This is a genomic window from Cysteiniphilum sp. QT6929 (assembly GCF_030035755.1).
Lineage (GTDB): Bacteria > Pseudomonadota > Gammaproteobacteria > Francisellales > Francisellaceae > Caedibacter > Caedibacter litoralis.
The window spans coordinates 2,059,261-2,071,911 of sequence record NZ_CP103983.1 but is presented as its reverse complement, the minus strand read 5'-3'; the positions used below and the strand labels follow the sequence as shown (position 1 = coordinate 2,071,911).

Here is a 12,651-nt window from a genome sequence, read left to right as displayed (position 1 = left end):
ACTACACATAACTACTTCAACCAATCCCGCTTATCTGGAATCATCAGGTTGTTTTCAATCGCATGATTCACTTGTTTGCTGCGCTTTTTTATCCAAAATAAACCGTAGATATATAAGAAACTACAAAATAAAAGACCAATTATATTGATTAAAACGCTATTCTCTAGTATCCAATGGGGGGGCATGGTTGATTCAATACGTTCATCTCATTGCATCTATCATTAAAACTTGTGGTATAGGTCTATATGCTTGATAAGAATCACCCGGTAGAATATCACCTGGCAAAGATACAATCACTTTCTCCCCTTGAGAGTCAGTGAATCTATGAAACTGAGAGGGCTGATCATTAGACTTTGAATCTAGTGCGATTTGAGACGAACCAGAACCATCCAAAGCTATTATATTTAATATTTCTGGATATCGTTGTAATAAATAGCTGGCTGCAGAATATAAATCAATATTGTTCTCTGAGCTTTGTGCGCCATTTTGCACTATCCATATATATAGCTCATAATCCTTACCAATAGCAATAATTGTCCTTGCCGCATACGCCTCTGGGCTTCCAGTTTTCTTTATACTACTGATTTCCTTACCATCTTTTGCAATAATAACACCAGAAAGAGCATTCCATCTTCTATAGCCAAGATCATCGTTCAAAATTTCATCTACTTTAGTGCTGTCAATAATAGATATTTCATTAATGTATGCCGGAGCACTATACTTGTACTGAGATTCATTCTCTTTTATAACCAAGGCATCTAAATCACCAATATATTGATCGCTAGCACTGTATGCATCATTTATCCATGAATAATTAATTCCATTGCTAGAGTTTAAACCGTAAGAAGAGGCGCAATATTCTTTGTAAGGCGTGGGACGTGTTCTATATTCATTCGGAGTAACATCATACCACCCACCATTAATCACAATATCGGCACCGCTTAGAAAATCATTTCTCATATTCCACCACTCTTTTATATTATACAATGGGTGAATGTAATGTTTATCTTTTTGTGTTAAATCATTCATTCTATAATTATAATCACTACATTTCAGGGGGGTTCCTTGAGATTGATTAATATAACATTCTTCTTGACTAATTGGCGAATTGCTTGTGACAATTTTCTTACAATCAATGTTCCGTTCTGTTAAATCTGGAACAATAAAGTGAGCATATCTATAATCATGAATTTTAACCATTATAGAATCTAGTTGAAACTCATGCTTTTCTCCTTGATGGGGTCCATATTTAGGAGTAACCTCAACATAGGTTATAGGCAGAGAATCTAAATTTTTATGCTCTTCAAGATATGTCGACCCCAATCCAGCAGAAATAGGAGAGTTTTCAAAGCCATAACTCCATTTAGTATAATCCGTAGTATCATAACAAGGATATAGAAATAAATATCCAAAAGCCGTTCCGTAATATAATCCACTATAACCAAAACTAAGGCATTGGCCAGGCCATTTAATTGATTCAATTTTATTATCATTTGGACGATATCTAAACTTTTGACTATATGTTTCTCCATCTCCACATGGGTTCATATAAACATATCCATAGCTTTCTGGAGCTGTAAAGCATAACCCTTGATAACCAAGTATACGACCATCTACAGTGTACTGGAAATCCATAAAGTTAGTCCATCCATGTATAACTCCTGTACTTAAATCACCAATCCAAGCTATTTCTCCAAGTTCATTTGAGATTAAAATAGGGTCATTCCAAGCACCTGAACCAGAAGTATCTCCATTCCAAACACCAAAAGAACCACTTGCGGTTCCCCATCTCTGATAACCAAATAAAAAGCTATTCAGTAATAAAATTAAGATTATGATTGCTATTTTCCTCATTCTCCATCCCTCATCTATTATAACATTCTTCATATGGCTGAAAGTCGCTCTCGACACAACCATGAGGATTCTTAGATCTAAAATAAATTGTAACTATAGCTTCATCTGGGATATCAATCAACTTACAGCCATGTTCTCCTGTACTTGATTTAAGAACCCATCCCTTATACGAAATAAGTTCATCTCTAGCACATAAGGTATCCTCGGAAAGAATCCAATCATTAGAAGCACCTTGACCATTGAATTCAACAACAGCTTTGCGATAATACCAATTATCATATCCAGATGACGTCGATGCAGTAACTTCTATCTTACCATTAACATAAATTGAATATGGGCCATAATTTCCTGTCTCTGTATGATACTGTCCTACAGGAACATTCATATTAACTCTAACTACAGGATCAACTATATAAGTATCATAAACATCAGCAGAAAAATTTAAATTAGCATCATTTCCTTCTGTAAAGTCTGTAGCAATATAGCCCAACTTAAAACGCGCACTCCCATAAGGACCATTTCCACTGTACTCCTCATTCGGAACACATTGATATGCATCTCCTGTCCAAGCTCCACTACAATCATGATGATAACCTGGGGGACAAGTTGGGTGAGCTTTTACTGTTACCGAATGACCATGTATTGAATAAACAACAGAAAAAAGCAAGACTAATGAACCTGCTGCTTTTTGTCGAGTAGACATTACTGTTTCTCCTTTTATATTTTAAATTTCAAACATAATGTGAGAAAGCATGACGCCCCTCACAGAACCGTACTTGTAGATTTCCCACATACGGCTCTTCAACTTAACTCACTGAACCTGTTAAAGTATAAAAATCATGTGTTATTCGTGGCTGCGGTAGTGGGTAACGTTCAATATATTTGTTGAACTTCTCCCAACTTAATTTCCGCTTTTGGCTTCTTCGATTTAACCACTTCTTAGCCAATCTTTTGGCGATTGAGAATAACTTGCGATTTCAGGGAAATTCCCGCTCACCCCATAGTATTCAAAATGCCCTCTTAGCTTGGCTTTGAGTGTTTTCCATCACTGCCTCGTCTGGAGCAAATTCCTAATAACCTTAAACCAAGTGTTTAAATCTTTACACTTCGCTCTAAACTTCTTAAAATTTCCTGTTTTGATCATAATCCAAATTCATAAGGACATGGACGATTGTCTCCATATGCATGTGATCCACAATAATTATTAACTTCATCTGTCCGAGGAATAATCTTATTTTTAAAGCTATTACCATTAAAATGATAAGTGACAAATATCACTGATTCATCTGGAACAGATGTATACTCATGAACGAAATCAGGTCTATCTTTACCCATAGTCCAATAGCCATTAGGAGATGAAACTATTTTCCAATCATTATTTGGACCGTAACCATCAAAAGTTATACGAGCCGTTCCATTGGTTAAGTTTGCGTACTTTACCTTACCATTTTCAATGGTATCAAGTTCCTTATATATTGCAAAATCAATATATCCCGTTGCAGTTATGCTTCTATAATGGGCATTTGAACAGTACATTACCTTGCCATCATATGCTCTATATTTTTCATCCAATGAAATCATGTCCCTAAAATAGCCTATTGTTCCACTGTCATCAACTCTAGAAGTTATAAGATATGCGTCTGATTGCACCTCTTTATTATCAGTCGAAATACAAACTCTATACCTTGCGTCACCATCCCACGCTGCTTTTTCTACAGAGCTATAACCAAAAGAAACAGCACCAAAAGCTAACAAAATAAAATTTATTTTTCTCATTATTCCTCCATAACTAACAGTTTGTTAAAATTAACTTCTTATTCCTTTTACTAGAGAGACATCATATCCTTTTTAACATAACTAAATTCCCTATTCCATCTACTCAACATTATAATCCTTTAAATTAAATCTAATTTAAAGCTCATCACATTAACCGTATGCGATTGTATCATTGCACATACCCACTAAACCAAATACAAAAGGATTTAAAACATGTGAATATTTGTTTGTAGTGGTGCACTTCAAAATTCCTGTCTGCCATCTTTTAAACACGTATACATGTAATTACAACTGCGTAATTCATGTATGTACAATATACAGTTATGGTCTAATCAGATGCTAATTATTCTACCCCAAAGTGTCAATACAGTTTTTTAAAAATTCTTATTCCTATACATGTCATGCAACCTGCAATGTTTTTTGCACCTGACTTTTAAATTCAATAGCACCTTCTTTGTACACATTCATTGGTTTTTTGTATCCCAAGCTCTCATGAAATCTACGGTGATTATAAAAATCAATATAATCAGCAAGATCAGACCTAAGCTCAGGCAAAGAACCATATTCATTAAGATAAATTCGCTCGCATTTTGCACTGCGCCAAAAACGCTCAATACAAATGTTATCAGTAGCTCGCCCCTTGCCATCCATTGAAATAGTAATACCTCTACTGGATAATGCCTCAGTATGTATATGCGAGGTATATTGACTGCCTTGGTCAGTGTTAAAAATCTCAGGGTTGCCAAAGCGATCAAGGGCTTCATGCAAAACACTCATTACCAGGCTACTATCCATCGTATTCGATATACGCCAACTTAATACGGCTTTTGAATACCAATCAATTATCGCAGCAAGATAAACCATACCACCCTTAAGCTTCACATACGTGATATCAGTAGACCACACTTGGTTAACGCGACAAATATTAATACCACGCAGTTTATAAGTGTATTTAACATGTTGTTTACAAGGCTCGGACAAATTAGGAAACCTGACAGCCAACACCGCTTTTAAGCCCATTTCCTGACGGTATTTCTGCACCGTATTCACGCTGACACTAAATCCATCCTCAAGCAATTGCTGATGAACCTTCAGCGCACCATAAATAGGGATTTCTTCATGGATTTTCTGGATATGCGCTTTAATTTTAAGTGCTTCCTTATTGATTTTAGGCGTGTAATAGCAGGTGCCTCGATTAATACCCAGTAATTGGCATTGCTTAACTATGGAAATAGTTTCTAGCTTGGACTCTACCATAGATTTTCTAGTTGATAAGTCCAAGCTTGCGAGCTTTCCCTCAAGCCAATCCCTCTCAATAGTAAGCTGACCAACTTTCTTAGCATACTTATCCACCTCGTGTTGAAGCTTATCATTTTCAGACTTGTACTCTTTAACCGCCTTGGCTGGCTCCATAGCAATAACGGCATTATCCAAGAAGATTTTCTTCCAGTTTTGGATGTTTTTTGTCGTTATATTATGCTTGCTAGCAAGCTCTGCTAACGTAAGCTCATTTGCCAATAATTCCAATACAACTTTGACCTTAAACTCGGATGAGTAACTTGTCCTTTTTGTGCTCATAAATACGCCCTCTGTTCATTTCACTTTCAACAATATATCGGAAATGAATTTCAAAAGATACTGTTTAAATTTCTTGGGGTATTATAAATTACATGGTCTACACCAAGTCTCGGCTTACAGGTATGATTCGGTGCAAATGGAATGGTATGATTGCGGTGCTAAGTAACATTATTTGAAAAACAATACACTGATCTGTTTGAAGCTAATGATATTATTGCTGAAAGAATACGAATGCTTGGCAAAAAAGTGCTTGCCAATTTCACATTCTTTTATAAAGAAACTAATATTAAAGATGCTAATGAAAACTCATCAGCTCAAGAAATGGTAAAAGAACTAAGTAATGATCAGACTGTAATTATTAAAACATTACAATTTGCCTTAAAAATTGCTCAAGAAATCAAAGATGAAGTAACCACTGATTTTATTATCGGACGAATTTCTATCTATGAAAAAAATAGATGGATGCTTGAGAGCAGTCTTTAAATAAAATGATCACACCACTTCTTATAAAGACACTCCTATTTTTTCATCTAATATGTCAACCGACACTAGATGACTAATCAAAAAATCACGTTTTGCACTATAACCAAGTAAAATAGTGACTTTTGAATCTGATAAACTCAACACAATACCTATAAGCTTTTCTCCGCCTTTGGTGTGTAATTCTACTTTTTTATTTTCCATCTTCGCTTTAGCCAAACTTTTAACAATGCTCAATTCCCATCTCCTTTTAGGCTTTTTCACCCCAATCTTTTTATAGACGCAGTTGTCAGAGTGGCTCAATACAAATGTTGCAGACTTTTTAAGGTGAGTATTGTATTTATTACTTAACAACTCTCTATCTATTGATATAGGTTAAATATAATTACTTAATAGATTTGATAACCATTTACATTATAGATCAGAAACAATATCACTAGACTTAACGTCATTGGGAATTAATCCCTCATTTTCAAAGAACTTTAATTGATCATCAATACTATCCATATTAATCCTCTTATTAGGAGTTAGTCTCATTGCCCCATTTTCAATTATTTTTTCTGCTTCTTGTTGTGATAAATTAGGATAAATATATTTCTTTAAGATAAGCACGATTTCTGATTTTTCTTTTTCAGAACTCATCTGATCAATGAATGCGTGATTATAATCACGAGCACCTTTTTTAATAGCTTTTTTAAATTTATTAACAATTTTACGTTCATTATCAAGCAATTTTTTTGATGTAAACATTACTGTAATTTGGTAATTTGGAATTATATCAAATATTGTTCCTATAGCTTTTGCCTCATTGTTATCTATCAGTTCATTTCCTATCCCTGATATTATAGTCATAGAAGAAATTGCATTTTTCTTTAATTTTTCTTTAATAGTAGTTACATCATTCAGTACTACTATCGGTAAATTTTTAATTCCCAGACTTTCATAAATTTTATATGCCATGTAATGAAAAGTTGATCCTTTGCTTGTTACTCCAAACAATGTATCATTGTAGTTTTTGAAAGCTTTAATACTATTTAAACCATTTTTATAAGATTCTGTAGAAGATAAAATTAGTTGACTGTTTTTCTCGTCTTCCTTAAGCATGCCTCCAAATATTTTAATACTCTCATTTGCACCTATGGCATTATTAACAAGCTCAGGAGTTATTGCGGTAATAGCAAAATCAATATCTTTTGAAATTAAAGCATTAGCCATAGAATAAGCACTGTCATAATATTTAAACTTAATCAATAGATTTTCATCATTGAAATAACCTTTCTCATAAGCAATAAAACTAGCTGCATGTGAGGGAAATTTTAAAGCACCTAAAACAATACTTTTTTTATTACTCTCATATTTTTCATCAGAATACGACGGCGAATAAGCAATCAATAACAATGCCGAAAATACAAAATATATTATTGAACGTAAATATTTAATCATAGTAACTCCTTTAATAGTCAATATATCTTTTAATAGAACAAATTAATTGCCTACATGATTAACTTATATGAATCAACCTTATGCTTATACATAATGTTCAAAAAATAAAGTTTTTATTGTTATTGGTATGCGAATGTATATATACCAACTGATCGGGTGATTTAATGGGTGGTGTGATACTTTAGCATTTTATATGTTTCATCCCCACTCAACTCGATTGATATAAAGACCAATGATCGTGTTATGCATTAGCTCAGTTTTTGAAAAACAAATGCTTTTTCTAGCAAGTCACTCGATTCTGGTTCTAAAAGTCAAAAATTTACGCTCAATCTTTTGTGTGTTGCGTTAGCTAGTTTAATCCGCCCATTTTAGCAACTTACAAGCTTTTTTTTATCGTGTTTATCACTGTTTTTGTGCTCACCTTCAATACACGAGCTGTATCACGAATACCGCTCCCATTACTACACATATCAACGGTTTTCTCTTTCGTTTCGGGTAAACGTCCTATGGCTTTATAAGTCATTTGAAAATATTTACCACAAATCTGACAGCGATACCTTTGTACTCCATCTGAGTTCGATTTTAATTGGTTTTTCCTGCTTTAACTGTTTTTGCTGAATTGCAATTCTTGCAATGTGCGTCAATTTTAGCCATTTTTGATTTAGCATTATAAAAGCAAATATGCTATAAAACCACATTACCAAAAATTTAACGCGCACCAAAAATAGTGCTTCCTATACGTAGCATCGTGCTGCCTGCGGCAATCGCAGCTGGCATATCACCACTCATGCCCATTGATAACTCTTGCAGATTAAGCTTAAATTTTTGGTTTATGTTGTCTTTACAATGAGCAAGCTTATCAAAGCTTGCTAACTCTTTATCATACTCTCCAGTATCTTCAAGCATACACATGAAACCTTGGAGTTTGAGATTAGGGCAATATTTCACAATATAGTCAACTAAATGCTCAATTGCATCGCCATCATTGAGCATAATACCTGATTTTTGTGGTTCAAGATCAACATTAATCTGAATAAGCACCTGCATTGTTTTACCCAACTCAGCACAGTGACGCTGTAATTTTTGAGCATGTTCAATACTGCTAAGCGTGTGCAGCCAATCAAAATATTGCGCGATTTTTTTAAGCTTATTTGACTGTAAGCGTCCAATATAGTGCCATGTGATATCCTTTGGCAATACAGGGATCTTGTCAATCGCTTCTTGGGCAAAGCTCTCAGCAAAAGCGCGCATACCCACATCGTAAATCACACTCATCGCCTCAATAGACTGTTTTTTTGATACGGCTAATAGTTTTGGTTTAGTACTATTCTTAGTAGCCAATACCTCAATTCGTTGTTGTAGCTTTGATAAATTTTGTTGCAATTGCACTTCTTGATCATGATTCATCTGCTATAGTCTTAGAGGGTATAGTTAGTAAGAAGGATATCTTAACATGAACCTTACGGAATTATTATCGCTTTGTATTAGCAAAAAGGCATCGGATTTACATCTCTCTAGTGGCGCTAAAGCCAAACTGCGCATTGATGGACATATTGAATCTGTCAGTGATGAGCTATTAACTGAGGAAACCCTTGAGAACTATTTACATGAAGTCATGAGCTCAGAGCAGTATCAACATTTTCAAGAAACCTTAGAATATGATTTCTCTGTCCATTTGCCAGAGCTTCATTCGCGTTTTAGGGTCAATGCCTTTAAACAAGATCGCGGCAGTGCGCTTGTTTTTCGCGTGATCCCTGAAAGTGTTTATACATTGGATGAGCTTGAAGCACCTGATATTTTCAAAGAATTGATGCATAAACCACATGGACTGATTGTCGTCACCGGTCCCACAGGCAGTGGTAAGAGTACGACACTTGCAGCGATGATTGATCATATTAACAAAACCGAAAAAGGGCATATTATCTCGATTGAAGACCCTATTGAGTTTACCCATAAATCACAGCAATGCCTCATCAATCAACGTGAGGTTAAACGTGATACTTTAAGCTTTAATGCAGCTCTACGTGCGGCACTGCGCGAGGATCCAGATTATATTCTGGTTGGCGAGATGCGTGATGTTGAGACCATTCGTCTGGCGTTAACCGCCGCTGAAACGGGGCACTTGGTATTTGCCACCTTGCATACCTCATCAGCACCTAAAACGATTGATCGGATTATCAATGTCTTTCCAGGGGACGAGCAGCCAATGATCCGCTCGATGCTCTCAGAGTCTTTACAAGCCGTTATTGCTCAGCGACTTATTCGTAAAAAAGAAGGCGGACGCGTTGCAGCTCATGAAGTCCTCATTGCGAATACCGCCGTGCGCAATCTTATTCGTGAGAATAAAATTCCTCAGCTTTATAATGTGTTGCAGACCAGTCAAAATAAGGGCATGCAAACCTTAGAACAAGCACTCACTAAACTATTTAATCGAGGAATTATCGATGCTGAAGAGCTTAAAAAGTACAACACCATACAACAACCGATGTCCTAGTTATCTGCGCCAAAAATCAGGGGTGAATAATACTAGAATCGTAAACACTTCTAGACGTCCTAAGAGCATTGCAAAGTTTAAAATCCAGTGCGCTTCCGTCGGTAAAGTGGCGTAATTCACCCCCACTTGCCCAAGACCAGGACCTAAGTTCGAGATACTTGCGGCAACAGCAGAGAATGCCGTCACCGAATCAATTCCGACACCCATCATGCATAGCCATAAGATCACAAACAAAATAAAATAAGCCGCAACAAAGCCCCAAACACTGCTCATGACGGTTTCTGACATGACTTTATTGCCAAATTTCACGGGAAAAACGCCCGCAGGATGCACCAAGCGCCTTGCTTCACGAAAGGCCTGCTTTCTTAAGAGTACCGCGCGCACGATCTTAAGTCCGCCCGAGCTTGAACCCGCGCATCCACCAATAAGACCGATAACCATTAATAAAATTGGCAAGAATAATGGCCATGAATGATAGTTTGAATCGGCAGTAAAGCCTGTGTTTGAAACAAATGATGCAACTTGAAACAAGCCATCCCAAAACGCGCGATCATTACTCTTCGTGGCATCTTGTGAGATCAACGTTAATACCACGATCACAATCATCGAAAAAGCAAAAAAAATATAAGCGCGAAACTCAGGATCACGCCAATAGACCTTAAGTGATAAGCGCTTAAATGCGGTAAAATGCAGTGCAAAACTTGTCGCACTAACCATCATATAAAAGATACAGATCGAGTAAATCAATGGCGTTTGACCACTCATTGATGCATCACTTGGCGCAAAACCACCGGTACCAATCGTTGAATAAGCATAACAGATCGCATTAAACCAATTCATACCACCGAGCTTATAACTGATAATACACAGTACAACGAGTAACAGATAAATACCCCATAGTACTTTGGCAGTATCGGCGATTCTTGGCGTTAACTTGTTCTCTTTCCACGGACCATTAGCCTCAGCGCGATAGAGCTGCATACCACCAACACCGAGCATAGGTAAAATTGCCACCGATAAGATAATAATCCCCATACCACCCAAAAGCTGCGTTTGCTGACGGTAATACAAGATACTCTTAGGCAATGAATCAAGACCATGAATAACTGTAGCACCCGTGGTGGTAAACCCTGAGATTGATTCAAACACCGCATCAGAAAAGCTCAAATGCAAACCATTTGACAGCATATAAGGAATCGCACCATAAAACCCAAGCACTGACCAAATGGCAATTACGACAATAAAGCCGTCTTTAACCGTCAACTGCTTTTTTGACTTTGAGCTAAGCGCCCAAAAGACAAGCCCTGAGATCAATGTAATTAAAAAGCTCGATAAAAAAGGTTCGCTATTATGTTCATGATAAACCAAGCTAACGATGATGGGGGTTAACATCGTCAAACTAAAGAACATCAGCAACATGCCTAATACTTTAAAAATAGGGCCTGGGCGCATAAATTTGCCTTACGGTTGTACATGGTATAGGTTTTTGTTAGGCATTCTAGTATAATCGCCAACAAAATAGAAACAACAACTTAGATAAGTTATGTCCATTATTCTTAAAATGCTGCACCTTTTTGACAATAATAAACAACGCGAATACGTCAGTGATGCCGGCGATTTCCTTGCCAATTACGATCGAGATTTCCCAACACGCTCGCAATCACAAAAAAAGGAAGCACAAAAGCATCGCAATATTTTTAATCGTAAAACAGATGGATTTTTGCTTTAAACATTACTCAAAATCGGAAACCCAAGTTCCTCGCGGGTTTTGTAATACACTTCAGCGACTCCTCGTGATAACGTGCGCACACGTAAGATGTAGCGCTGGCGCTCAGTGGCTGAGATTGCATGACGCGCATCTAACAAGTTAAAGGTATGTGACGCCTTAAGCATCATTTCATAAGCAGGTAATGCTAGGTCTTTTTCTAAAAGGCGCGCACTTTCTTTCTCAAGAAAATCAAACTCGCTAAATAAGTGCTCAACATCGGCTTCTTCAAAGTTGTATTGTGACATCTCGCGTTCATTTTGTTGAAACACATCGCGATAATACACAGGACCCATTGCTGTATTTGCCCACAGTAAATCATACATGCTATCAACATTTTGCAAATACATTGCCAAGCGTTCAAGTCCATAAGTAATCTCACCGGTAACAGGTTTACACTCCAAGCCACCAACTTGTTGGAAATAGGTAAACTGCGTCACTTCCATACCATTTGCCCAAACTTCCCAACCTAAGCCCCAAGCACCTAAGGTAGGCGACTCCCAGTTATCCTCAACAAAGCGAATATCATGCTCTAAGGGATCAATACCTAAAACACGCAATGATCCCAAGTATAGCTCTTGTAATTCTTTCGGTGATGGCTTCATCACCACTTGAAATTGATAATAATGTTGTCCACGATTAGGATTCTCACCATAGCGACCATCGGTTGGGCGACGTGATGGCTGAACATAAGCAGCATTCCAACTCTCAGGACCAATTGCTCTTAAAAAAGTTGCCGGATGAAAGGTACCCGCACCTACTTCCATATCCAATGGTTGCACGATCATACAACCTTTTTCTGCCCAATATTGCTGAAGTTTAAAAATAATATCTTGAAAACTAAGCATTAGCGATTATCCACATTCATCACATCAAAATTGCGCTAAAGTATATATTAGTCATGAAGTATTTTATAGTGTTTATCTCAGTCTTCACGCCAATTTGCAATCTTGTTCTACCGCTTAGGTTCAAATATCGTTATAATCGCTTGCGAAATTTTAGTTACTGGAGTTACGCATTTTAGTAAAAACTATAATTTTATAAACACCCCGTCAGCCTCCGGCTGCCACCCCTCTTGCAAAGTGGGGAATTAGGCAACGGTGATTTTATATTCCCCTCTTTGCAAGAGGGGTTCCAAGCTTACGAGGCGGGGTGTTGAAACAGCAAAAGCTCGTAACTTCAGTTGATTAGATTATATTAAACATGACCCCACGTAGGGGCGTATTGCATACGCCCTAAATGGTAGACACCTTACGCAATG

The 12,651-nt window shown here is 36.9% G+C and carries 11 protein-coding genes and 1 pseudogene; 3 read left to right on the top strand and 9 right to left on the bottom strand.

Annotation, left to right across the window (positions count from 1 at the left end; all coding sequences use genetic code 11):
- Positions 1–201 precede the first annotated feature (201 nt).
- The 4 genes from NYP54_RS09025 to NYP54_RS09010 form a co-directional block, all read right to left on the bottom strand.
- Complete coding sequence (locus tag NYP54_RS09025) at positions 202–1,854, bottom strand: phosphodiester glycosidase family protein (protein WP_283156223.1); 1,653 nt, start codon at positions 1,852–1,854, stop codon at positions 202–204.
- A 10-nt stretch (positions 1,855–1,864) separates the two neighbouring features.
- A complete protein-coding gene (locus NYP54_RS09020) occupies positions 1,865–2,557 on the bottom strand; it encodes a hypothetical protein (protein ID WP_283156222.1) in 693 nt (230 codons plus the stop codon).
- 437 nt (positions 2,558–2,994) lie between these two features.
- Positions 2,995–3,630 carry a hypothetical protein gene (locus NYP54_RS09015; protein ID WP_283156221.1) on the bottom strand — a complete coding sequence of 212 codons (636 nt, stop codon included), beginning with the start codon at positions 3,628–3,630 and terminating at the stop codon, positions 2,995–2,997.
- Between the two features lie 399 nt (positions 3,631–4,029).
- Positions 4,030–5,208 carry an IS3 family transposase gene (locus NYP54_RS09010; RefSeq protein WP_283155794.1) on the bottom strand — a complete coding sequence of 393 codons (1,179 nt, stop codon included), beginning with the start codon at positions 5,206–5,208 and terminating at the stop codon, positions 4,030–4,032.
- A gap of 180 nt (positions 5,209–5,388) precedes the next feature.
- Here NYP54_RS09010 and NYP54_RS09005 point away from each other — a divergent pair.
- A pseudogene (locus NYP54_RS09005) lies at positions 5,389–5,691 on the top strand (ferritin-like domain-containing protein); the annotation flags it as partial.
- Between the two features lie 21 nt (positions 5,692–5,712).
- On the opposite strand, the gene NYP54_RS09000 reads toward NYP54_RS09005, so the two are convergent.
- The 3 genes from NYP54_RS09000 to NYP54_RS08990 all read right to left on the bottom strand — a co-directional run bounded on the left by NYP54_RS09000 (position 5,713) and on the right by NYP54_RS08990 (position 8,538).
- Positions 5,713–5,925 carry a hypothetical protein gene (locus tag NYP54_RS09000; RefSeq protein WP_117003826.1) on the bottom strand — a complete coding sequence of 71 codons (213 nt, stop codon included), beginning with the start codon at positions 5,923–5,925 and terminating at the stop codon, positions 5,713–5,715.
- Between the two features lie 177 nt (positions 5,926–6,102).
- Positions 6,103–7,131 carry an ABC transporter substrate-binding protein gene (locus NYP54_RS08995; RefSeq protein ID WP_283156220.1) on the bottom strand — a complete coding sequence of 343 codons (1,029 nt, stop codon included), beginning with the start codon at positions 7,129–7,131 and terminating at the stop codon, positions 6,103–6,105.
- A 708-nt stretch (positions 7,132–7,839) separates the two neighbouring features.
- Positions 7,840–8,538 (bottom strand): YggS family pyridoxal phosphate-dependent enzyme, encoded by a 699-nt coding sequence (locus tag NYP54_RS08990; protein WP_283156219.1) that lies wholly within the window; start codon positions 8,536–8,538, stop codon positions 7,840–7,842.
- A gap of 46 nt (positions 8,539–8,584) precedes the next feature.
- Here NYP54_RS08990 and NYP54_RS08985 point away from each other — a divergent pair, with 46 nt between their 5' ends.
- A complete protein-coding gene (locus NYP54_RS08985; protein ID WP_283156218.1) occupies positions 8,585–9,625 on the top strand; it encodes a type IV pilus twitching motility protein PilT in 1,041 nt (346 codons plus the stop codon).
- On the opposite strand, the gene NYP54_RS08980 is transcribed toward NYP54_RS08985, so the two are convergent.
- Complete coding sequence (locus NYP54_RS08980; protein WP_283156217.1) at positions 9,626–11,077, bottom strand: potassium transporter TrkG; 1,452 nt, start codon at positions 11,075–11,077, stop codon at positions 9,626–9,628. It lies immediately after the preceding gene.
- 91 nt (positions 11,078–11,168) lie between these two features.
- Here NYP54_RS08980 and NYP54_RS08975 point away from each other — a divergent pair, with 91 nt between their 5' ends.
- Complete coding sequence (locus NYP54_RS08975) at positions 11,169–11,354, top strand: CBU_0585 family protein (protein WP_283156216.1); 186 nt, start codon at positions 11,169–11,171, stop codon at positions 11,352–11,354.
- Here the strand turns inward: NYP54_RS08975 and glyQ are convergent.
- Complete coding sequence (gene glyQ / locus NYP54_RS08970; RefSeq protein WP_151192831.1) at positions 11,351–12,238, bottom strand: glycine--tRNA ligase subunit alpha; 888 nt, start codon at positions 12,236–12,238, stop codon at positions 11,351–11,353. The two genes, NYP54_RS08975 and glyQ, sit on opposite strands and share 4 nt — an antisense overlap.
- Positions 12,239–12,651: the final 413 nt, after the last annotated feature.